We start from the raw sequence: 23,528 nt of genomic DNA on the forward strand, positions 1-23,528 counted from the left end.
TTGCTGGATTCAATCAAATTGATCTTTAGGGCAGATGGATTACGGTAGTTAGATTTCATAACAGAGTCGACAAGGTTTGAAGCCAGAATATAATTTATGAATGAATATTGAATGGCTACCAGATAAAAATTTGCTTTCATGCACGTTCACCTTAAAATGCAGCCAACTCTTTGTAATTTTGCATGCTCATGATCCAGTTTGACCAAGTTTCATTGCGCCGTGGTGGGCGAGTCCTCTTTCAGAAAGCATCAATGCAGCTCCATCCTGGCTGGAAAATTGGCCTTACAGGCGTGAATGGTGCGGGTAAATCGACTTTGTTTGCCGCATTTCTGGGTGGCTTGGTTGCAGATGAAGGGAATCTAACTCGTCCAGCAGTTTGGACTGTGGCACACATGGCTCAGGAAATTAAAGCCTTAGAAATGCCAGCGATTGACTTTGTTTTATCTGGTGACGAAGAATATTGGGACATTCAAGAAAAATTAGCACATCCAGATCAACTGAGTAATGATGATTTAGCCAAATTACATGGTCGATTTGATGAAATTCATGGTTATGCAGCACCTGCGAAAGCAGCCCAATTAATGGCAGGTTTAGGATTTCTTGATCATCAAATCCGTTTAAATGTGGCAAGCTTCTCTGGTGGTTGGCGGATGCGTTTAAATCTTGCACGCACCTTAATGAGCCGTTCAGACTTAATATTATTAGATGAGCCAACGAACCATTTAGACTTAGATGCTATTTTATGGCTGGAAGACTGGCTCAAAGCCTATGAAGGAACGCTGGTGCTGATTTCACATGACCGTGATTTTCTCGATGCCATTACGGATCATATTCTTCATATTGAAAATCAGGAATTGACGTTATATACAGGCAACTACTCCACCTTTGAAACGACACGTAGCGAACGCTTGGCACAACAGCAACAGGCTTTTGAGAAACAACAGGAAACACGCGCACATATTCAAAAATATATTGACCGCTTTAAAGCCCAAGCAACTAAGGCTCGCCAAGCGCAAAGCCGTATCAAACAGTTGGAACGCATGCAACAACTTGCACCTGCCCATGTCGATACGCCATTTACCTTTAGTTTTCGTGAACCCACGAAAATGAGTTCACCGCTGTTAAGTCTGGATATGGCGACAATTGGCTATGGCGATAAAATCATTGCGGAAAAAATCCGTCTGCAAATCACCCCAAGTTCTCGGATTGGTTTGTTGGGAATGAATGGTGCAGGTAAATCAACCCTGATCAAAACATTGGTGGGTGATTTACCGCTCTTGGCAGGCGAGCGCAAAGCCTCTGAACTCTTGAACATCGGTTATTTTGCCCAACATCAAATGGATGCACTGGATGCCAATGCCAGCCCAATGCTGCAATTGGCCCGCATTGCAGATAAACAAATCAGTGAAGCTTCCTTGCGCGCTTTTTTGGGTGGGTTTGGCTTTAGTGGTGAGCGTATGGACACTCCATGCGAGAGCTTTTCAGGTGGTGAACGTGCACGTCTGGCATTGGCCCTGATTGTATGGCAACGCCCAAATGTGTTGATTCTGGACGAACCCACCAACCACCTGGATCTGGATATGCGTCATGCCCTGAGTATGGCATTGCAGGATTTTGAGGGTGCTGTGGTGCTGGTCTCACATGAACGCCAACTGATTGCCAGCGTTTGTGATGACTTGCTGTTGGTTCATGCAGGAAAATGCACAGAGTTTGAGGGCGATTTACAGGATTATGCGAAATGGTTGCGTGAAGCGCGCCAACAGCTCATTAATTCACAGAATGCAGTACAGCAACAAACCGTAGCGTCTCAAAATACAGCAGCGAAAGTTGATAAAGAAGCTCAACGTAAAGAGGCTGCCCGTCGCCGTGAACTGACTCGCCCGATTCGTAAGAACATTGAAAAGGTTGAGGCACAGATTGACAAGGTTCAACCGCGTTTAGCTGAGATTGAACATGCTTTAGCGGATAGTGCCCTGTATGAATCGAATCGCAAAGATGAGTTGATCAAACTGATGAATGAGCAAAATGATTTAAAGGCAAAATTGGAACAATTCGAAGAACAGCTTTTAGAATTGATGATGGAGCTGGAAGAACTAGAAAGTTCATTCGAAACCTAAAAACTAAAAAAATATCAGCCTAACTGGCCAACATCGTCTGGTTAGGTTGGCGCTACTTAAACACCAATAAACATGCCATGCAACCACCAATAATTTCAGCTAAGCTGGAACTGGAATTTGCCCTTAAAATTGAGCTTTGGGTTCAGGCTCACTATATAGTCAAACTACTTTATTATTCATACAGGATTCGAAAAAAACTCGAAATAACTCATCGACTGAGTTGTATTAGTTTTATAATGATTTGACTATATACGTTTCTTCCATTCAACAATGGTATTTTTATTAATTTCAAATTGTGCAGCTACCGCTCGAATAGAATAACCTTCCTCAAGCTTAGCTAAAATTTTACGTCTAAAATGTTCTGAATAACTCATTGCACCATTGTATTGGTTTTATAATGATTTGACTATAAGCCACAAACCTCTCAATAATTTCCAATAAAACAAAAGAATCAAAGACGGGGCTAAAATGATTAGCCCCGCCTTTAAAATAAATTTGAAAAATGCCTAACTTACTTAAGCATCAATATCGGCATTCAACGCATTTTCCTCAATGAATGCACGACGTGGTTCCACGTCATCGCCCATGAGGCATGAGAACATACGGTCTGCCTCAATCGCATCATCAATGGTGACCTGCAACATATTGCGGTTTTCAGGGTCCATTGTAGTTTCCCAAAGCTGCTCGGCATTCATCTCACCCAGACCTTTATAACGCTGGATCATCATGCCACGGCGTGAGTCCTGCAAAATATGCTGCCATACCTGATGGAAACTGTTGACCTGAATACGGCGCTCACCTTTTTGCAGGTAAGCCCCCTCCTCAAGCAACTTGAACCAGCTCTTGGCATTTTTCAGCAAACGTGCATATTCAGCAGAATTGAGCAGACCTGCATCCAGCAAATAGGCATGTGGCAAGTTATGTACATATACCGTGACACGTGGCCAGTAGTGTGCCGATTTTTCACCTAGGGAGTTTTCACGTTCAAATGATTCCAAGGTAATTTCAGGGCGCAAACTTGGCTGTAGTTTTTCAATTGCCACACGCAATTGCTCAGCCCATGATTCGACATAGTCACGCTCATGGTTGTGGTCAGCCTTAAATGCCTCCAGCTCAAGCAGGGCATCCAGCAGGCTTGCAGGATAACGCTGGGTCAGGCGCTGCAAGCTCTTCTGTGACACCTGATAATCCGCAATCACACTCGCCAATGCCGCACCTGTAATTGCAGGTGCTTCCGCACTGATATGCAAGGCAAGCTCATCAATCGCGTTGGAGATCAAAAACTCTTCCAGTGCATCATTGTCCTTGATGTACTGTTCGTGCTTGCCTTTCTTCAATTTGTACAGTGGGGGCTGGGCAATATAGATATAACCACGCTCAACCAGCTCTGGCATTTGACGGAAAAAGAACGTCAGCAACAAGGTACGGATGTGTGAACCATCCACGTCCGCATCAGTCATGATGATGATTTTATGATAACGTAACTTATCTGGATTATATTCTTCACGCCCGATGCCACAGCCTAAAGCCGTAATTAGCGTCCCGACTTCCTGACTGGAAATCATCTTGTCAAAGCGGGCACGCTCAACGTTGAGGATTTTACCTTTCAACGGCAAAATCGCCTGCATCTTACGGTTACGACCCTGCTTGGCACTTCCACCCGCAGAGTCACCCTCGACCAGATACAGTTCAGACAAGGCTGGATCTTTTTCCTGACAGTCCGCCAATTTTCCTGGCAAACCCGCAATATCCAGCGCACTCTTACGGCGGGTCATTTCACGGGCCTTACGCGCCGCATCACGGGCACGCGCTGCATCAATGATCTTACCTGCAATCGATTTCGCTGCTTGTGGATTTTCCAGTAAATAAGCAGAAAACTCTTTGTTCATGGCCTGCTCCACCGCAGGTTTTACTTCACTCGACACCAGTTTTTCCTTGGTCTGTGAAGAGAATTTTGGATCTGGCACTTTCACTGAAATAATTGCAGTTAAGCCTTCACGCGCATCATCACCTGTAACAGCAACTTTTTCTTTCTTTAAAATATTTTCACTTTCAAGATACTGGTTCAAACCACGGGTTAACGCCGCACGAAAACCTGCAAGGTGTGTACCACCATCTTTTTGTGGAATGTTGTTGGTAAAGCAGCGTACATTTTCCTGATAGCTGTCATTCCACTGCAAGGCAACTTCGACGGTAATCCCGTTTTCAGCATCAGCCGTGAAATGAAAAATATCATTCAGATGGGTCTTGCCTTCGTTAATGTATTTAACGAATTCAGACAGGCCACCCTCATAATCGTAGACGTGTTCAAAGTTGATCCGTTCATCACGCAATACAATCCGTACACCTGCATTGAGGAATGAAAGCTCCCTTAAACGGCGTGCCAGAATATCAACATTGAAAATGGTCTGGCTAAAGGTCAACTCACTTGGCCAGAAACGTACAACTGTACCTGTACGCTCTGTTTCACCCACCACCTTTAATGGATATTGTGAATCACCATGCTGATATTCTTGCTCGTGAATTTGACCCGCACGATAAATCGTCAACTGTAGTTTTTTCGACAAGGCGTTGACAACCGACACTCCTACACCATGCAAACCACCCGACACCTTATAGCTATTATCATCAAACTTACCACCCGCATGCAGAATGGTCAAAATCACTTCTGCCGCAGACACGCCCTCTTCAGGGTGTATGTCGGTTGGAATACCACGTCCGTTATCCGACACGCTGACCGATTCATCCTCATGGATGGTCACCAGAATTTCGTCACAATGACCCGCCAGGGCTTCATCAATGGCATTATCCACCACCTCAAACACCATATGGTGCAGACCAGTACCATCATCGGTGTCACCGATATACATCCCAGGACGTTTACGAACCGCGTCTAATCCACGTAATACTTTAATACTAGAGGAATCATAAGCCTTTTCATTTGTTTGTTCTGTTTGAGAGACTGATTGAGACTCTGAACTCATGGTTACTCCCTAGTAATATTGATCTATTTAAAGATGAGAAAATAAAATTATGGTGCAGCAAGACTGACTTGACCGTGAACAACATGGAATAATTGAAAAGGAATCGACAAATCATGTAAGTGTTTTAATACCGACGCATGGTCCAGGGTGGTCATAAAAACCTGACTTCCCAGCTGACTCAGTCGCTCAATTAAACGCTGTTGTGCGGCTACATCCAACTCTGCTGTCAGATCATCCAATAATACCACAGTTTCCTTGTTGCTCGCATGCAGCATTGCAATTTGTGACAGTTTTAATGCCATGATTAACAACTTTTTTTGCCCACGGGACAATACATCCGCAGCATCACTGCGCAGGGCATCGCCACCCGTTTTTAAACGCAGGTCGGCACGGTGTGGACCATACTCAGTATAGCGCCGTTCCAGGTCTTTTTGATGCTGCTGCACCAGATCGTGTAGCAGTCCCTGCTCGGTATGAAAACCTGGATTGTATTCCAGCACAATCTCCAGATCAGGCAACAACTGCTTTAAATCTTCCTGAAAAAAATAGTTCCATTGCTCCACAATGCTGACCCGTTGTGAATTCAAAATTTCACCATAGTCACTCAGCATCTTGTTCCATGGTTCCAAATCAGCCAAGGTCAAGTTACGCCGTGACTTCAGCAGACTGTTCCGCTGCTTTAATGCACGTGAATAATATTGCCAGGCAAAATAGAACTCAGGTTCCACGTGGAACATCAACCAGTCCAGCAGTTGCCGCCTTGGTTTAGCTCCATGATCAATGATATCTGTACTTTGTGGGTCAATATGCTGCAAAGGCAGCAGTTTTGCCAACTGCCCCTGCGTGGCAATGGTATCACCATTGACCTTGATCAACTGCTCACCAGAAGCCAGCTTTTGCATACCAATCCGTTCACTGGCGGATTGGGCAAAAACAAGCGCATCGTCTGCATTGTACTGAATGTAATGTTTTGGTATATGGGTACGGAATGATCGGCCTGTCGCCAATAAATGAATGGCTTCCAGAACTGAAGTTTTTCCAGAACCATTTGCGCCGTAAAAAATATTAAACGGTTGCAACTCGCCGAGTGCAACCGCCTTTAAATTACGTACACGTTCGATATTTAAACGCGTGATTTGCATGTTTTAAAACTCAAACCATCAATCGCAATTAAACCCGCATCGGCATTACGACATAGGTTTGGTCTGGATGGGCTGGGTCTTGCACCAACACCGACTGATTGGCTTCGGTCATGCTCATCTTGACATCATCACCATCCAGCACACTCAGGACATCTAAAATATATTGTGCATTAAATGACATTTCCAGCGGCGCATCCTGATATTGAATGACCAGATCTTCACTGGCCTCATCCTGCTCAGGGTTATTGGCACGCAACTGCAAGGTATCCTGGCTAAAATTCAGGAAAACCCCACGCAGCTTCTCATTACTCAGAATCGCCACACGTTGCAGTGAATGTTTAAACACATCATGGGCAATTAGCACATGCTTATCACCACCACGCGGAATCACACGGCGATAATCTGGGAACTTGCCATCAATCAGCTTGGTGGTAAAACGAACAGTGATATCACCCTGCTCCTTATCACGGCTTGGCGTATTGATGGTGATATTTAACAGTTCACGGCCAATCAACAAGGTCAGTTGCTCATCCTCAATGCTGAGCAAGCGCTGTAATTCACCAACCGCCTTGCGTGGAACAATCGCCTGAATCGATGCAGATGCTGTCGATGTAGCCGACACTTCACACAATGCCAAACGGTGACCGTCTGTTGTGACTGTACGCAATTGATTTTGATCAATTTCCAACAATGTACCCGTCAGATAGAAACGAACGTCCTGAACCGCCATGGCGAAAGAGGTTTTTTCAAACAATCTTTTTAATTCACGCTGTGTGACCTGCACCTGTGTACCCTGACTGTTTTCAGTCGTCAGTAATGGATAATCCTCGGCAGGAAGCGTACCCAGAACAAAGCGGCTATTGCCTGATTTCAGGATACAACGCTGGTCTTCAGTAATTTGTAGGTCAATCAAGGCTGCTGTCGGGAGGGATTTACAAATTTCGACCAGTTTACGTGCTGGAACAGTCGTTTCGCCAGCCTGCAAACAGGCACCCTCAGCCAGCGTGGTGCTTGCCACCAGTTCAACTTCCAAATCAGAACCCGTAATGGTTAAAGCCTGTTGAGTGGTTTGAATTTTGACATTAGAAAGAATATTCAAGGTGTGACGACGCTCAACCGCCCCCACCACATGCGATAAAACATTGAGTAAACTTTCTTTAGCGATTTTCAAACGCACGATTTATTCCTCTTACAACAGAAGCCGATATGAATGTTAGCAGTGTACTATGCTGCACTTAAAAGCAGTTTGCAACTCTGAAAAATGAATTAACTTTGTAAAAGACGCAGCAGGTTTTTATAGTCTTCATTAAAAATTGGATCTTGCTCACGTAGGCTAGCCACTTTTTCACAGGCATGCATCACTGTACTGTGGTCACGCCCACCAAATGCCATGCCAATCTCTGGAAAACTGTCGCCTGTCAGTTCACGCGCCAACCCCATTGCCAACTGGCGTGGGCGTGCATAGATACGAGTACGTTTTGGCCCCACCAGTTCCTTGAGTGGAATACGGAAATATTCACTGACCACACGCTGAATGTTTTCCACACTGATGGTACGGGCACGAATTGCCAACACATCTTTCAAGGACTCACGCACCACATCCAGATCAATGGCTGTCCCCTTGAAACGGGAAATAGCCACCACCTTATTCAATGCCCCCTCAAGCTCACGCACATTGGCAACCACTTGCTGGGCAATAAACAGGGCACAGTTGCGGGGTAAATCGACACCACTGTTTTCAGCTTTCTTCAATAGAATTTCAATACGGGTTTCAATATCTGGTGGTTCAACCCCCACCGACAATCCCCATGAAAAACGAGAGACCAAACGCGGATCAAGCTCAGTTAATTCTTTTGGATAACGGTCAGATGTTAAAATAATTTGTTTAGATTCATCGAGTAAAGCATTAAAAGTATAGAAAAACTCGACCAAACTCGCCTCTTTACCTGCGAGTAAATGAATATCATCGACCAACAACAAATCTAAAGAACGACAATTTTTCTTAAATTCTTCGACCTTACCTTTTTGTAGTGAACTGACAAAATCCTGTACAAAACTTTCCGAGGTCATATACATCACACGCGCATTTGGCTTGGCCTGCAAAAGTGCATTACCCACCGCCTGCATCAAGTGAGTTTTCCCCAGACCTGTTGGACCATATAAAAATAAAGGGTTGTGCTGAGACGCACCAAGCTGGGTCAAAACCTTGCGGCAGGTTTCCGCAGCCATCTGGTTGGAACGGCCTTCCACAAACAGTGAAAAAGTAAATTGCGGGTTGAGCTGTCTTTTCTTTGGTGTTTTCGCTGTGTTTTGACTTGGCTGGACCAGATCAGGCTCTTTCTTGATACGTGTTGGAGTGGTCTGGGTATTTAAAGCGGCAGTCGTGGTTGCTGGCTGTTCACTGGAAGACAAAATCGTACCAGGGCGGGAATCAACCAGGATCTCAACCTGACGAATCCGCCCTTCAGACAACTGTTCCGCCAAAATTGAAATGAGTTCCAGATGATTATCTTGAATATAACGTGTCCAATAAGGGTTAGGTGCGTATAAACGCATGACTCCATCAACCTCTTCGGCAACCAAAGGACGAATCCACATCGCAAAGACGTTATCAGAGAGCTCTTGTCGCAAGCGAGTTAAGCAGTCTGTCCAGAGCATGTGCATCCCCTATCTATCCATTTTAAATTCAAAAATAAAAACCGTTACCCTCATCTTTCAAAGGGGTCGCCATTCTAACCAAGTTATCCACATCTGTCAGGACAATTTATGAGACTTTCGCTGAAAAAGACAGCATTTGTTTATAAATTTAAATTCAAAACCGCATGTGTATAACTTTTTGCACAAGCTGTGGATAATTTTAAGCTCAAAGTTATCCACAAACTATATTATTGATAAAAACATGCTTATCCACAGCATAAATTTATGTTTATTCAAAAAAAAACACCACTTTCCACAGAATAAATCCACACTAATAAGAATAAATTTAAATTTTAAAATTTGAATTTACTTATAAGGTTTACCTGTTTTGTGGATAACTGAGCATATCGAAATTTAAATTCAAAATCCAAGAATTAAATTTAAATTAGAAAGCGGGTTGTTGATAAACCTGTTTGTAAACTGGGAAAATAAACGAATGCTGATATAATTTAACCAGATAGCTTGTGTATATTTTTTGTTTTCAATAAAAGCATGTAACTGCATGCAGGTTTATTGCTTCAAAACAGAACAAACAAAATGTAAAGTTTTTGATTTTCCATTGACAGCGTAAACATTGCACAATAAAATCGCGGACCTTTATAGAAAGATCATTTTGGGAGTTTCGATATGAAACGTACTTTCCAACCATCTGAATTAAAGCGTAAACGCGTTCATGGTTTCCGCGCTCGTATGGCTACTAAAGCAGGTCGTCAAGTTTTAGCTCGTCGTCGTGCAAAAGGTCGTCATAGCTTAACCGTTTAATACTGTTAAGCTGACCAGACTTGGGTGATGGCACTTTACAGTTTCGGCACTGAATCCCGTATTCGCTGTGCTGCAGATTATAAAAGTGTGTTTGATGGTGCACTTTTTAAAGTGCACCAGCCCCATTTCCTTTTTTTAGCAAAATTAACCGAACAGCCAAATAGCCGTTTGGGTATTGTCGTTGCTAAAAAGAAAGTACGTCGTGCTCATGAACGAAATCGAATAAAACGTCTTGCTCGGGAGAGCTTTCGCTTACACAAAGTGCAATTTAATGCTGATATCGATATTGTGGTAATGCCTAAAGTTGGTATAGAAGCAATCGCAAATCAAGAATTACATCAACAATTAGAGTTTGCTTGGCAAAAATTACAACGCTTAGCAAAAAAGCATTCAAAAGCTGTTATAACATCTTCACAAAATTAGAGATCTCCAATGGTACAATTACTACATTGGTTGATAAGATGTTACCAGATTGCTATTAGTCCATTATTGGGTCCTCGTTGTCGCTATATTCCTACCTGCTCGCAATATGCGATTGAAGCATTGCAAACACACGGTGCGGTCAAAGGTGTCTGGTTATCGACTAAACGAATTTGCCGTTGTCATCCTTGGGGCGGCTCAGGCTACGATCCAGTACCACGCAAAGCACTTCGTTTTATTTCGTTTCATCAAATAGATTCTCAAATGCATCACGTTGCTGTACCCTTTCGTGATCGTTTATTCAAGCAAAATCTCTCTAACCATTTGGGATTATAGATATGCAACAATGGGCCAGATTTGCAATTCTTGGAGCCATGTTTGTTACCGCATATTTGCTTATTTTGGCTTGGCAAAAAGATTATGGTCATGCTGCACCAGCACCGCAACAACAAGCGGCTGCTGTGACTGCACATGAAGTATCTGCAGATTTGCCAAACGCTCAAAATGCAACAGCGGCTTCAGACTTGCCACAAGCAAATGTGACTGCATCACAAACCACAGAACATAATACATCTGTGAGTCAGCAACTGATTTCAGTACAAACTGATCTTTATCATCTGTGGATCAATCCAAAAGGTGGTGATATTGTCCGTATTGAATTGTTAAGCCATGATGAAAGCAAAGACAGCGATAAACCGTTTGTCATGCTGGAAAGCGATGCGAAACGTACCTACGTCGCTCAATCGGGGTTAATTGGTTTAAATGGACCAGATAGCAGCCGTGGCGGTCGTCCAATGTATGATGTTGAGAAAACAGCATACACCTTGGCAGATGCGAAAAGTGTAGCGTCGAAAGATGGTAAAACACATCAAGTATTGACTGTGCCGTTGGTATTTAAAACACCTGAAGGTGTGGAAGTGATTAAATCGTTCACTTTCACGCAAGGTGATTACCCAATTACTGTTAAACATCAAGTTGTTAACCGTAGCCAGCAAAACTGGCAAGGTCAAATGTTTGGTCAGCTGAAACGTGATAATTCTGATGATCCAGGGAAGTCTTCTCAAGGTATTTTCACACTAGGTACCTATCTAGGTGGAGCATGGGGTACACCTGAAGAGCCATATAATAAGTTAAAATTTGCCAATTTTAATGACGAAAAATTAAATGTTGAAGCCAAAGGCGGCTGGGTTGCCATGGTTCAGCATTATTTTGTGAGCGCATGGATTCCTGGGAATTTAAAACTCACTCAGGCCGATGGTCAGCCATATAATGCAAAATTAGAGTCACGTCAGTCTACGGACGGCATGAATATCATAGGCTTCACCTCTCCAGTGATCAATGTACCTGCAGGTACTTCAATGGAAGTGGATGCTAAACTGTATTCAGGTCCAAAAATCCAATCTGAACTCAAAGACTTGGCTGCTGGTTTAAACCAAACTGTTGATTACGGTTGGTTATGGCCAATTGCGAAATTATTGTTCTTGGGCTTGCAATTCTTCCATAACATTATTGGTAACTGGGGCTGGTCAATTATCTTATTGACGATCTTGGTGAAGTTGATTTTATGGCCACTTTCTTCAAAAAGTTATCGTTCGATGGCGAAAATGCGTGTGATTGCACCAGAAATGCAACGCATGAAAGAAGAATTTGGTGAAGACCGCATGCGTTTCTCACAAGAAATGATGGCGCTCTATAAGCGTGAACAGGTTAACCCTCTGTCTGGTTGCTTGCCATTGCTATTGCAAATGCCAATTTTCCTAGCCTTGTATTGGGTATTGATGGAATCGGTTGAACTGCGTCATGCACCGTGGTTAGGTTGGATTCAAGATTTATCTGCGATGGATCCATGGTTTATTCTGCCGTTGATCATGGGTGTCACCATGTATGTTCAGCAGATGCTTAACCCACAACCAACGGATCCAATGCAGGCAAAAGTATTCCGTATCATGCCAATCATGTTTACGGTATTCATGTTGTTCTTCCCTGCGGGCTTAGTGCTTTACTGGATCGTCAACAATAGTATTACCATTTTGCAACAATGGTTTATTAACAAAAGCGTCGAAAAAGACCGTCTCAACAAGGTTGAGCCGAGCGCTTAAGTCCGAACTTTTACTGAATAAATCCGCTTAAGATGGTAATCTTGGGCGGATTTTTCTTTGTCTGTATTTAGGGTTCCTGTTTTATAACCCTTGTGTTTTTTAGGTGAATTTAACATGCAACATCAAACCACAATTGCTGCGATAGCTACCCCATTAGGTCGTGGTGGTGTGGGCGTGATTCGACTTTCTGGACCAAAAGCTTATGCGATTGCAGAACAGTTGACCCATAAACAATTACCTGCTCCACGTATGGCAGGTTTCCGTCAGTTTTGTGATGCCGATGGCTCAGTGATGGATGAGGGGATTGTGTTGTGTTTTCCAAACCCTCATTCGTTTACGGGCGAAGATGTGGTGGAATTACAGGGGCATGGTGGCCCTGTTATCCAAAATGCTTTGCTGGCACGTTTGCTCGATCTCGGCGCGAGTGCTGCAAAAGCGGGTGAGTTTTCTATGCGTGCCTTTGAAAATGGCAAAATGGATTTAGTACAAGCAGAAGCAATTGCCGATTTGATTGATGCCACTTCACAGGCGGCAGCACGTTCTGCCGTTCGCTCTTTGCAAGGTGTATTCTCAACCAAAATTAATACAGTTTTAGAAAAACTCATTCACTTACGTTTGCATGTTGAAGCTGCGATTGATTTCCCTGAAGAAGAAATTGATTTCCTTGCTGATGGCAAGATTTTGGCTTTGTTGGATGAGGTACAGGACTCAGTTCAAGCCGTACAGCAGTCTGCTCGTCAAGGACAGCTATTACGTGAAGGTTTACAGGTGGTAATTGCGGGTAAACCAAATGCGGGTAAATCGAGCCTGTTAAACGCACTGGCGGGCCATGAACGTGCTATTGTGACGGATATTGCAGGCACCACCCGCGATGTGCTGCATGAAAAGATCAGTTTGAATGGTTTGCCGATCACCCTAACTGACACTGCTGGTTTACGTGAAACAGGCGATATTGTCGAGCAGGAAGGGATTCGTCGTGCGATCAAGGAAATTGAACAGGCGGATTTATTGCTGTTGGTGTATGACTTGAATCAAGGTGATGAGCCATTGCAATTAGCGCATGAATATTTTTCAGAGCATCTTGAGCCAAAACGTTTGCTATTGATTGGCAATAAATGCGATTTAACGGGGCAAGATGCCACATTACGTGATTATCAAGGCTTCCGTCATATCAGTGTCTCCGCAAAACAAGATATGGGGGTTCAGGCACTCATAGAGGCGATTACAGCGCATGCGGGCTTCCAGCCTGAAGAAGACACCTTTATCGCCCGAACACGTCATTTAGATGCAATGAAGCGTACTCAGCGCTATCTTGCAGAAGCACGTGAGCAGTTAGTTGTGTTTAATGCAGGTGAATTGGTCGCAGAATCATTGCGACTGGCTCAAAATGCGTTGGGCGAAATCACTGGTGATTTCAGTGCTGATGATTTACTCGGAAAGATTTTTGGTTCATTCTGTATTGGAAAGTAATTTGAACCTATTTTATTGGCTCTAGACTAGCAGATTACCCTTAATTTTACCTAATGAGATTCCTTGAAAATAGTTTTTATCAAAACGAATTTTAAGCATCATTGTGAATCTGGATATGACCCAATGAACGCTTGTGGTGGAATTATTCCAAAATTTAATGCGATGATCTACCTTATTCTGGTTTTATATTTATATGTCAACATGTTGTGATATTTATTGTTAGTTTATTACCAAACTGGAATGTGTATTAAGGAGTTTCTTTGAGAATTAACGGAAGTGTTTCACGTTGAACACAGATACAACTGGGTCTTTGAATATGAAAATCTATGATTTTAGAATGAATGTTCCACGTGGAACTTTTTGACACAGGTTAGATTTTGGTTGCTGCTCGGTAAGTTTAGCTGTTTGTGAAATGGAGCTGGATTACAATAACCAGCGTCACAGTGCGTGAGTGAATATCCATGTTAAAAAAAATTGCCATGTTTTCATTATTGAGCTGTTTTTCAGCCATCAGCTTGGCCAATGTGGAGACATTAAAAATCAATTTAAGCAGGTATTATCCCAATATTCAGGTCAGCAACATTCAGGCCACGGAAATGCTAGGTCTATACAGCGCCAGTCTGGATAACCAGATTATTTATCTGGATGAAAATGCGCAATATATGTTGGTTGGATCAATGGTGCGTTTAAAAGACCAGAAGAACCTGACCAAGGATTTAATGCTCCAGCAAAACTCGGTGGATTGGAAGCAGCTTCCATTCAAGGATGCCATCAAAACTGTTAAGGGGACAGGAAAAAGTCAGCTTTTCATATTTTCAGACCCAAATTGTCCTTACTGTAAAAGACTGGAGGTGGAGCTGGACAAGTTGAATGATGTAACTATTTACACCTTGATCTATCCATTAAAATCTCAATCCATTACAGTGTCTAAGCAAGTTTGGTGTGACCCGAATCAGGCCTATGCATGGAAAAACCTGCTGCAAAAAAATGTTCAGCCTAAAGAAAAAACCTGTGCCAACCCGATTGAGCGTAATCTGGCACTGGGACGTAAACTGGGCGTTGAGGGCACCCCTACCCTGATTTTTGAGACGGGTTTTAAAATGACGGGTGTACGGAGTGCCGAGGAAATTCAGTTGATCTGGAAAGAACTGGGCTTATAAATAAACAACTCCCAAACCATTACACCATGAATTGGGAGTATTCAAACGGTTTAGGCTTTTTTGCTGACCAGATTGTAAATAAACAGAACAATCACTGCACCAATCACAGAGGCAATAAATCCTGCCGCCGAATTTTCGCCGTATAGGCCCAGCAAACGGCCACCGTAGGTTGCCAGCAACGAACCTGCGATACCCAGCAGGGTGGTTACAATAAAGCCTGCCTTGTCATCTCCAGGGTGCAACGCACGGGCAATCAAACCCGCAAAGAAACCCACTACAATCGCCACAATTAGAGACCACATTGTCTTTTCTCCTTGTTTTAACAACGGTATTCATAATTATCCTGCTTGATTAGAGCAGCTTTTGTCTGTAGTGGATTGCCCACTTATGTCGTATTTTTGTGCAGTCTTTAGCAGTGTTTGATTAACAAGCTAGAATAAAAAAGGCGCTTTAAAGCGCCTTTATAATTGATCAAAGACCAATCTCACCAATAAATGGCAAGTGACGGTATTTCTGGTCAAAGTCGAGGCCATAACCCACAATAAAACGGTCCTCAACCTCAAAGCCTAAAAACTTCACTTCCAGGTCAATCTCACGGCGTGATGGCTTGCTTACCAGCGTACACAGTTCAATTGAGTTTGGATTACGGGTTTTAAGCATCTCAACCACTTTGCTCAAGGTATTGCCCGAATCAATAATATCCTCAACTACCAGCACATCTTTACCATGAATCTCACCATCCAAGTCTTTCAGAATTTTGACATCACGGGTTGAAACAGTGCCACCGCCATAGCTTGAAATGGTCATAAAATCGAGTTCATGCGGTTTTTCAATGGCACGGCACAAATCTGCCATAAAAATGACTGAACCACGCAGTAAACCAATCAATACCAGTTCCTTGTCACTTTGAGCATAGTGTGCATTGATTTTTTCACCGAGTTGTTTCACTTTGGCTTGAATCTCTTCACTGGAAATCATAATGCGCATTGCAATGGTCATTGGCAGATTCCTAAAACGTAAAAAATGGGAAATAAAAAAGGTGTTGACCTGCAACACCTCGAAATCTTGAGCGAATATGCGAATTTTAAAACAAAATCACCGTTCATGCACCTTTTGATGGTGCAAAAAATGTATCCTTTTTCGGCTGATGACTGTCACGTCTCAGTAGTGCAGCACAGCAGCTTACCAATAAAATCCACCCAATTTTTCGTTTATTCAAAACTTTAGCTTTGGCTATAGGCTTTTTGTCCATAGATATAGGTTGCCTCAATATTTCGGTCATCGCCCATGGTAAACAAGGCAAATAGACTATCTTCAAGTGATTTAGCACGCGACTGACGTAATTGCTGCAATGCGGTTGGCTTGAGATTTAACACCACAAAATCAGCTTCTTTACCGACATTAAAATTACCCAGTTTGTCATCGAGATCTAAGGCTTTTGCACCACCTAAGGTCGCATGATACAGCGATTCGTAAGCTGATAATTTGTCACCCTGAAGCTGTTGAACTTTGTAAGCTTCATTCACAGTTTGTAATAGACTGAAAGAGGTTCCTGCTCCAACGTCAGTTCCCAAGCCGACTTTAACCTGTTGCTGCCATGTCTTTTTCAATGGGAATAAACCACTGCCTAAGAACAGATTTGAGGTTGGGCAGAACGCAATTGCAGAGTCAGTCTCATGCATACATTGCCATTCAGCATCTTCCAGATGCACACAATGTGCAAACACCGAACGGTTTCCTGTTAAACCATAATGATGATAAACATCTAAATAACCCTTTTGTGCTGGGAATAAATCTTTAACCCATGCAATTTCATCTTTATTTTCGCTTAGATGAGTATGTACGTAAACATCAGGATATTCAGCTTTGAGTTGCCCAGCTCTTTCAAGTTGTTCAGGTGTAGAGGTTGGAGCAAAACGTGGTGTAATCGCGTATAAGGCACGACCCTGACCATGCCATTTTCCAATCAATGCCTTGGAATCTTCATAGGCACTCTCGGCTGTGTCACACAGTGCTTCTGGTGCATGACGATCCATCATCACCTTGCCCGCAATTAAGCGCATCTGCTGCTGTGCTGCGGCTTCAAACAAGGCATCCACCGATTCAGGATGAACTGTACAGAATACTAAGGCTGTGGTTGTGCCATTTTTGAGCAGTTCATTTACAAATAACTTTGCAATCTGTTGTGCATAGGCTTTCTCCTTGAACTGGATTTCGGTGGGAAAAGTGTAGGTATTGAGCCAGCTTAATAACTGTTCGCCATATGCCCCAACCATTTCTGTTTGTGGGAAATGGATATGCGTGTCGATCATGCCTGGAATGATCAATTGCTCTGGATAATGCTGAATTTCAACGTTTGCAGGAAGATGGTCTTGAGCGTCGTTCCACGTGCCAAACCAGAGAATTTGACCTTGTTCAGCGATTAGTACGCCATCTTCGATATAACGAACCTGATCAATAATATCTTGTGCCTGGGAAACAGTTTTTTGGATATCCAGGAAGCGACCACGAACGACCGTGATGGGAGTAGTCAAAGTCATAACAACCTACAATGTTTTTCGTCGATTGTACCCGATTTTATTCAGCTTACTGGATTATTCGCCTAATTTAGACTATTAAAACGTATGTAAATGTGAGTAATGGATTGAATCAATTCACTTTATTTTTGGGCGGAAATGGGTAAATTGTCAGCAATAATTATACCCTTTGAGAAAAATACATATGTATTACTGGAATACCAAGGCTTTCCCAGATCCATTCCCACGGGTAAAGCTTAAACAGGTTATGAATCGGGCGATTGTTCAGGTCAACAAAACCCTGCCCATCCCAGCCAATATTCTCCATCGACAGTTCACAGACCTGTAGTTGCGCCTGATAAGCGGTATCCATCAGGTATTCCAGATTGCCCCAATCTTTTGGTGCTCAAGCTGCCAGTCGGTACGCGGTGCGAGGATTTTTCTTTTCATACAAAATTTCAGTTTTCCTGATCAGCCACCAAACGAAGAACCACCACGGCCAAAACCACCACGAACAGGTGAGGAGGCAGAGTAACTTTTTGCCGTGGTTGAGATCATGGGCTGCCCGACACTAAGGTTGCTGCGCGGACATAGGGTATTGCCGCGAAAGGATACTTCCCGATTGCCCTGATAATACTGTGGGCCGAGGTAACGTCCAGAACCAAAACTGCCGTATTATGTTTCTGATTAGGAAAGATAAAAGCTTTAAGCCGCCATATGATATTGATCTGTTTTTTTATGGACAGTCTATTTTTATGATTTAACTGTTCAGGCACCCGAATTGATCAAATGCCTGAATTCAAATGATTAAGATTGCAACTGCTTTTTATTATGACGTAATGATAGATAAGCGGTGATACTGAGCACCAGCACAATAAAGCCCAATGAAATCCAGATTGGCATGTGGAACACATCCAGCAATAACATTTTCGCACCAATAAACAATAAGATGATGCCCAGTCCATATGGTAGGTAATGCAGTTTGGTTGCGGCACCAGCCAGCAGGAAGAACATGGCACGTAGGCCTAGAATTGCCATCAGGTTTGCAGTCAGGACAATGAACGGATCACTGGTGACGGCAAAGATTGCAGGGATGGAATCCACTGCAAAGATCACATCGGAACCTTCAACCAAAATCAGAACTAAAAATAATGGTGTCGCCCACAACAAACCATCACGGCGAACAAAGAATTTTTCACCCTCAAGCTGTGGGGTAATCCGCATATGTTTACGTAACCATTTTAAAGTTTTGATATCTTCGATATTGGTTTCTTCGTCTTGTCCTTTTAGGAATTTGAAACCTGTATAGACCAAGAACGCACCGAAGATGTAAAGAACCCATGAAAACTCTTGAACGAACCATGCACCGATAAAAATAAAGATGGTTCTTAATACGATTGCACCTAATACGCCATAGAGTAAGATTTTACGTTGCAGTGCAGGTGGAATGGCAAATGCGGCGAAGATCATCAGCCAAACGAAGACGTTGTCAATCGCCAGTGATTTTTCCAGTAGATAACCTGCGAAGTATTCCATGGTTTTTTGATTCGCAAGGGTGAGCCCTACTGTTTGCTGTAGATAGAGCCACAAGCCCCCACCAAATAGCGTTGCTACAGTGACCCAAGCAATACTCCAGTAAGCGGCTTGCTTGATTGGAACATCTTGATTTTGTTTTTGTTTAAAGCCTAAAAAATCGACCAAAAGCATGACTGTGACAAGGCCGAAGAATACGACATACAGCCATAGATTACCAATAGTTTCCATCACAACTCCCTATCTAGCAGCTGGACATAAAAAAACCCTGACCAGTTGCCAGATGAATTAAATAAAACATCTGTTTCAACATGATCAAGGTCTTGCCTACACCACGATAGATTGTGATGCTCAGAGTCCGACTTTTTGCAAAGTGTAATGACGAAGCTCTGACACCTAAGTATTTAAACTACACTACCTAGGTTTGGAGGAGGCTACTCCCCTTGTCAAATTCTGTATGGATGGTGACATCCAAAGATGTGTATAGAATTACATATTTTTAAACAATGTGCAAATCTTTATCAAATAAGTCAGGATTAAAAATCTTTAAAATCTCAGTCCGTAAAAATTGGTGTCGTGGGTTGTGTTTGACATGTTCATGCCAGTACATGCCCATCCTGATTTTGGGCAGTTCAATCGGTAAGGCATGGATATGTAAATCCGTTGAATAATGTAGATGTTTGAGGATACTTTGTGGAATAGTCAGGATGGCATTTGGATATTGCGCCAGTACCTGCAAGGCGGTTGCATAGTGCTGGCAACGCAGGAAAATTTGACGGGACAATTGTTGGCGGTTGAGATAAATATCTTCAAGCAATAAGCCTGTGCGCCTTGATGATACACCGATATGTGGTGCGGAGAGATAGTGTGTTAAATCCATCTGCATTTGCTGTGTACACACCACAAAATAATCGTCAATTAAGTTTTCAAACTGTAAATTGGCTTGATACGGCTGCACCAGATCAATCACAAAATCAATTTGTTGTGCTGCAAGATCAGCCAGCATATTTTTTCGATCAAGTTTGGAACTCAAAAACTGAATATTGAGATTGAGTTGCGCGAAATGATGAACCAATTGTGGAAAAATGATCGGTTCAATTTCATCATGAATTGCGATTTTCAAGCTTTGCAGCATGCTTGGTACAAAGTCTTGCTGTGGAATCGCAATATTCTGAATCGTGAGCAGCGCATTTTGAATCGGCTGATAAATTTGCTCGGCAAAAGGTGTGGGAAGCATTTTTTGCCCACTGCGCACAAATAATTCATCTTTAAGTTGCTGACGCAAACGTTGTAAAGCATGACTGACCGCAGATTGACTAATACAAAGAAGTTGAGCGGCCTTAGAAATACTTTTTTGTTCAAAAATCGCAATAAAAAGAGGATACAGATTGATATCAATACGATGAAAATGTCCCACTTCGAGTGGGTTGGTATTATGAATCTGATTCATAGTTTTGCATAAAATAAAATCATTTCATTCATAATAAATTTTCGCTTATGGTGATGTAAAGCAGCGAATCAAGCTTCGCCAAATTTTTACTTTAAGGGAAATGATGATGTTTGCATTATCTGAACGTGCGCAGGATTTTATTACACGAACGCAAGCTTTTATTCAACAAGAAATAGAACCCATTGAAAAAGCATTTTGGGATGAAGTGCATCAACTCAATGTCGATGGTGACTGGACTAAATGGCAGTGGCCAGCTCAACTCGAACAACTCAAAACCAAGGCTAAAGCAGCAGGCTTATGGAATATGTTCTTGCCTGATACTGAACTGGGTGCAGGTTTATCGGTACAGGAATATGCACATATTGCTGAATTGACGGGACGAAGTTTACTGGCTCCGACAGTATTTAACTGTAATGCCCCTGATAGTGGCAATATGGAAGTGTTATGGCGCTATGGTAGCGATGAGCAAAAACGACAATGGCTACAACCCCTGCTTGCTGGTGAAATCCGTTCAGTGTTCTGTATGACTGAACCTGCGGTCGCGTCGAGCGATGCGACTAATATGCAAGCCACTGCTGTGGTGGATGGTGATGAAATTGTTCTGAATGGGCGTAAATGGTGGTCGTCTGGTTTGGGTGATCCGAATGCCAAAGTGATTATTTTTATGGCTTATACGCCAGACCCCAACAAAGATCGTCATCATCAACACTCAATGGTATTGGTACCGATCGACACGCAAGGCGTGAGCATTGAACGAATGCTACCCGTGTTTGGTGACTATGATGCACCGCATGGACATGGACAGGTCAGCTTTGACAATGTACGTGTACCTGTCGGTAACTTTATTGGTGGTGCAGGACAAGGTTTTGAAATTGCGCAAGGGCGTTTAGGGCCTGGTCGTATTCATCACTGTATGCGTTGTATAGGTGCAGCGGAAAAAGCCTTAGAACTCATGATTGATCGTGGCATGTCACGCAAGGCATTTGGTAAAGAAATTCTTAAACTTGGCGGCAATTTAGAACGTGTCGCGGAAGCCCGTGTGCAGATCGATCAAGCTCGCTTATTAACCCTGTATGCAGCTTATAAGATGGATACCTTAGGCAATATGGCAGCACTGACCGAAATTTCTGCCATTAAAGTGGTTGCGCCAACAGTCCTACAAAATGTGGTGGATATGGCGATCCAGATTCACGGCGGAGAAGGTGTATCACGCGATACTCCGCTGACAGCATTTTTCAATCAAGCACGTAGTTTACGTTTAGCTGATGGACCTGATGAAGTACATAAGGGCATGATTGCTAAATTAGAATTGAAAAAACGTGGCTATGGTCGTTAATAAGGATAAAAAAATGACAATGATTGATATCGGCGGTCAGGTTCGTCACGGTGAAGAATTGGATATTTCCGCTGTTGAAAAGTGGTTAAAGGATCAAGGTGTTCAACTGCAAGGTCAAGCACAAGTCACTCAATACTCAGGTGGCGCTTCGAATTGGACCTATCGTTTGCAATACGACAATCAAGATTTAATCCTACGACGTCCACCGAAAGGCACTAAAGCCAAATCAGCGCATGATATGGCGCGTGAATACAATGTGCAGAAGCATCTTGCACCGTTCTACCCAGTCCTACCTGAAATGGTTGCATTGTGTCAGGAAGAGAACGTAATAGGTTGTGATTTCTATGTGATGAAGCGGATTGAAGGCATCATTCCGCGAGCTAATTTACCCAAAGAATTACAATTGGATCAGTCACAAGTTCAACAGTTGTGTTTGAATGTGCTGGATAAGCTGATTGAGTTGCATCAAGTGCCGTATCAGGGTACTGAGCTGGAAAAACTGGGCAAGGGCGATGGTTACTGCCGCCGTCAGGTGGAGGGTTGGGATGCGCGTTATCAAAAAGCCTTAACACCGAATGTTCCCGATTTTTCTTTTGTGCGCCAGTGGTTGCTGGAACATATTCCTGCCGATTCTAAAACTTGTGTGATTCATAATGACTGGCGTTTTGATAATGTCATTTTAGATCCACAACAACCGACTCAGGTGATTGGTGTACTGGATTGGGAAATGGCGACACTGGGCGATCCGTTGATGGATTTAGGCAGTGCCCTCGCCTACTGGATTCAAGAGGATGATGATGCTTTGATGAAATCCAGCCGCCGTCAGCCGACCAACTTAAAAGGCATGCTGACACGCCAGCAGGTGGTGGATTACTATCTCGATAAAACAGGCCTACAACCAGAAAATTGGGCTTTCTATGAGGTGTTTGGCCTGTTCCGTTTGGCGGTGATTGCACAGCAGATTTATTATCGTTATTACCACCAGCAAACCGATAATCCTGCCTTTAAGGATTTCTGGATTTTGATTCATGCCTTGCATATTCGGGCGTTAAAACTGATTGCAGCAAACAATGCTGAAGCACAGCAATTGATTCCTGAATATGGCGCAAAACTACAGGATATTTTAAAACGATGAGCACAATTTATCTGGTGCGACATGGGCAAGCCTCATTTGGTGCGGCAAGTTATGATCAGCTTTCGGCCAAAGGTGAACAGCAGGCACAGGTGGTGGGTGATTTTTTTAAGCAAACCCTGAAACATCCCCCACTGGTGGTTGCAGGTTCAATGCAGCGTCATCAGCAAACAGCGCAATTGGCCTTGTCAAAAAGTTTCCATGATGTACCGATTCAAACCCAATCATCATGGAATGAGTTTGATCACCAGCATGTGTTTTCCCAATACGAACCACGGTTTAATCAACCTGAATTGCTGAAACAGGATGTTGAACTGGTTGCCAATCCTCGTGCCTATCTGGGCAAAATTTTTGATGGTGCGATTGACCGCTGGATTGGAGCGCAATATGACCATGAATATCATGAGACTTGGTTAGGCTTTCAGACCCGTGTAGAAACTGCTTTGCAAACCCTGTGTGAGCATCTTGATGCGACACAACAGCGTCAAGCCGTGGTATTTAGTTCAGGCGGCGTGATTTCTGTGGCGGTTGGCAAGGTTTTGGGTTTGCATGCCAAACAGATTTTTGCGCTAAATTGGTCCATCACCAATGCCAGTATCACCACGCTGCGTTGGGTGGATGGGCGTTTGCAGTTACTCAGTTTTAATGAGCATCACTACTTAAAGGCACATGATGCTGAACTTTTAACATGGATTTAAAAAAACAATAGG

The 23,528-nt window shown here is 43.1% G+C and carries 19 protein-coding genes and 3 pseudogenes; 10 read left to right on the forward strand and 12 right to left on the reverse strand.

Translation table 11 applies throughout. The features are described from left to right. Positions 1–188 precede the first annotated feature (188 nt). Positions 189–2,117, forward strand: coding sequence for an ATP-binding cassette domain-containing protein (locus F973_RS04250; protein ID WP_004760259.1), 1,929 nt, complete (start codon positions 189–191; stop codon positions 2,115–2,117). 248 nt (positions 2,118–2,365) lie between these two features. Here F973_RS04250 and F973_RS04255 read toward each other — a convergent pair. The 5 genes and pseudogenes from F973_RS04255 to dnaA form a co-directional block, all read right to left on the reverse strand. Further along, positions 2,366–2,491 (reverse strand): annotated as a pseudogene (locus F973_RS04255) (transposase); the annotation flags it as partial. A gap of 141 nt (positions 2,492–2,632) precedes the next feature. After that, positions 2,633–5,101: a DNA topoisomerase (ATP-hydrolyzing) subunit B gene (gene gyrB, locus F973_RS04260; protein ID WP_004760260.1), complete on the reverse strand. Its 2,469-nt coding sequence runs from the start codon at positions 5,099–5,101 to the stop codon at positions 2,633–2,635. Positions 5,102–5,148: 47 nt separating this feature from the next. Next, positions 5,149–6,243, reverse strand: a complete 1,095-nt coding sequence (gene recF / locus F973_RS04265) for a DNA replication/repair protein RecF (RefSeq protein ID WP_004760261.1) — start codon at positions 6,241–6,243, stop codon at positions 5,149–5,151. Positions 6,244–6,271: 28 nt separating this feature from the next. Next, entirely contained in the window at positions 6,272–7,420 is a 1,149-nt protein-coding gene (dnaN, locus tag F973_RS04270; protein ID WP_004683890.1) for a DNA polymerase III subunit beta, read from the reverse strand. An 89-nt stretch (positions 7,421–7,509) separates the two neighbouring features. Further along, positions 7,510–8,901: a chromosomal replication initiator protein DnaA gene (gene dnaA, locus F973_RS04275; protein WP_004675436.1), complete on the reverse strand. Its 1,392-nt coding sequence runs from the start codon at positions 8,899–8,901 to the stop codon at positions 7,510–7,512. 666 nt (positions 8,902–9,567) lie between these two features. Between dnaA and rpmH the strand changes: the two genes are divergently transcribed. The 6 genes from rpmH to F973_RS04305 all read left to right on the forward strand — a co-directional run bounded on the left by rpmH (position 9,568) and on the right by F973_RS04305 (position 14,851). Continuing rightward, positions 9,568–9,702 carry a 50S ribosomal protein L34 gene (rpmH, locus tag F973_RS04280; protein WP_000831329.1) on the forward strand — a complete coding sequence of 45 codons (135 nt, stop codon included), beginning with the start codon at positions 9,568–9,570 and terminating at the stop codon, positions 9,700–9,702. A gap of 27 nt (positions 9,703–9,729) precedes the next feature. Beyond that, complete coding sequence (rnpA, locus tag F973_RS04285) at positions 9,730–10,125, forward strand: ribonuclease P protein component (protein WP_004760263.1); 396 nt, start codon at positions 9,730–9,732, stop codon at positions 10,123–10,125. Positions 10,126–10,134: 9 nt separating this feature from the next. Continuing rightward, complete coding sequence (gene yidD / locus F973_RS04290; RefSeq protein ID WP_004675433.1) at positions 10,135–10,458, forward strand: membrane protein insertion efficiency factor YidD; 324 nt, start codon at positions 10,135–10,137, stop codon at positions 10,456–10,458. A 2-nt stretch (positions 10,459–10,460) separates the two neighbouring features. Continuing rightward, positions 10,461–12,221, forward strand: coding sequence for a membrane protein insertase YidC (gene yidC, locus F973_RS04295; RefSeq protein ID WP_004683887.1), 1,761 nt, complete (start codon positions 10,461–10,463; stop codon positions 12,219–12,221). 114 nt (positions 12,222–12,335) lie between these two features. Further along, positions 12,336–13,691, forward strand: coding sequence for a tRNA uridine-5-carboxymethylaminomethyl(34) synthesis GTPase MnmE (gene mnmE / locus F973_RS04300; RefSeq protein WP_004683886.1), 1,356 nt, complete (start codon positions 12,336–12,338; stop codon positions 13,689–13,691). Between the two features lie 461 nt (positions 13,692–14,152). Next, positions 14,153–14,851 (forward strand): DsbC family protein, encoded by a 699-nt coding sequence (locus tag F973_RS04305; RefSeq protein WP_004760265.1) that lies wholly within the window; start codon positions 14,153–14,155, stop codon positions 14,849–14,851. 50 nt (positions 14,852–14,901) lie between these two features. Here the strand turns inward: F973_RS04305 and F973_RS04310 are convergent, their stop codons facing one another. The 7 genes and pseudogenes from F973_RS04310 to F973_RS04345 all read right to left on the reverse strand — a co-directional run bounded on the left by F973_RS04310 (position 14,902) and on the right by F973_RS04345 (position 20,350). Next, on the reverse strand, positions 14,902–15,153 hold the full coding sequence (locus F973_RS04310; protein ID WP_004683884.1) for a GlsB/YeaQ/YmgE family stress response membrane protein: 252 nt from the start codon (positions 15,151–15,153) through the stop codon (positions 14,902–14,904). A gap of 169 nt (positions 15,154–15,322) precedes the next feature. Continuing rightward, complete coding sequence (hpt, locus tag F973_RS04315) at positions 15,323–15,850, reverse strand: hypoxanthine phosphoribosyltransferase (protein ID WP_004760268.1); 528 nt, start codon at positions 15,848–15,850, stop codon at positions 15,323–15,325. Between the two features lie 224 nt (positions 15,851–16,074). Further along, complete coding sequence (gene guaD / locus F973_RS04325) at positions 16,075–17,391, reverse strand: guanine deaminase (RefSeq protein ID WP_004760269.1); 1,317 nt, start codon at positions 17,389–17,391, stop codon at positions 16,075–16,077. A 181-nt stretch (positions 17,392–17,572) separates the two neighbouring features. After that, positions 17,573–17,767, reverse strand: a pseudogene (locus F973_RS04330) (glutathionylspermidine synthase family protein); the annotation flags it as partial. Between the two features lie 71 nt (positions 17,768–17,838). Further along, positions 17,839–18,036: pseudogene (locus tag F973_RS04335) on the reverse strand (hypothetical protein); the annotation flags it as partial. A 138-nt stretch (positions 18,037–18,174) separates the two neighbouring features. After that, the gene (locus tag F973_RS04340; protein ID WP_004760272.1) at positions 18,175–19,131 is read right to left on the reverse strand and encodes a TerC family protein; all 957 of its coding nucleotides are present in this window, start codon (positions 19,129–19,131) and stop codon (positions 18,175–18,177) included. A 268-nt stretch (positions 19,132–19,399) separates the two neighbouring features. Continuing rightward, positions 19,400–20,350, reverse strand: coding sequence for a LysR family transcriptional regulator (locus F973_RS04345; protein ID WP_004760273.1), 951 nt, complete (start codon positions 20,348–20,350; stop codon positions 19,400–19,402). A 106-nt stretch (positions 20,351–20,456) separates the two neighbouring features. Between F973_RS04345 and F973_RS04350 the strand changes: the two genes are divergently transcribed. From F973_RS04350 to F973_RS04360, 3 genes are read left to right on the forward strand one after another with little or no spacing between them, the layout of a single operon-like run. Then, positions 20,457–21,686: an acyl-CoA dehydrogenase family protein gene (locus tag F973_RS04350; protein ID WP_004760274.1), complete on the forward strand. Its 1,230-nt coding sequence runs from the start codon at positions 20,457–20,459 to the stop codon at positions 21,684–21,686. Positions 21,687–21,699: 13 nt separating this feature from the next. Next, positions 21,700–22,821: a phosphotransferase family protein gene (locus F973_RS04355; RefSeq protein WP_004760275.1), complete on the forward strand. Its 1,122-nt coding sequence runs from the start codon at positions 21,700–21,702 to the stop codon at positions 22,819–22,821. Further along, positions 22,818–23,516 carry a histidine phosphatase family protein gene (locus tag F973_RS04360; RefSeq protein ID WP_004760277.1) on the forward strand — a complete coding sequence of 233 codons (699 nt, stop codon included), beginning with the start codon at positions 22,818–22,820 and terminating at the stop codon, positions 23,514–23,516. Before F973_RS04355 ends, F973_RS04360 begins: the two co-directional genes overlap by 4 nt. Positions 23,517–23,528: the final 12 nt, after the last annotated feature.

The sequence above is a fragment of the Acinetobacter sp. CIP 102129 genome, from assembly GCF_000368305.1.
In the GTDB taxonomy this organism is placed as follows: Bacteria; Pseudomonadota; Gammaproteobacteria; order Pseudomonadales; family Moraxellaceae; genus Acinetobacter; species Acinetobacter parvus.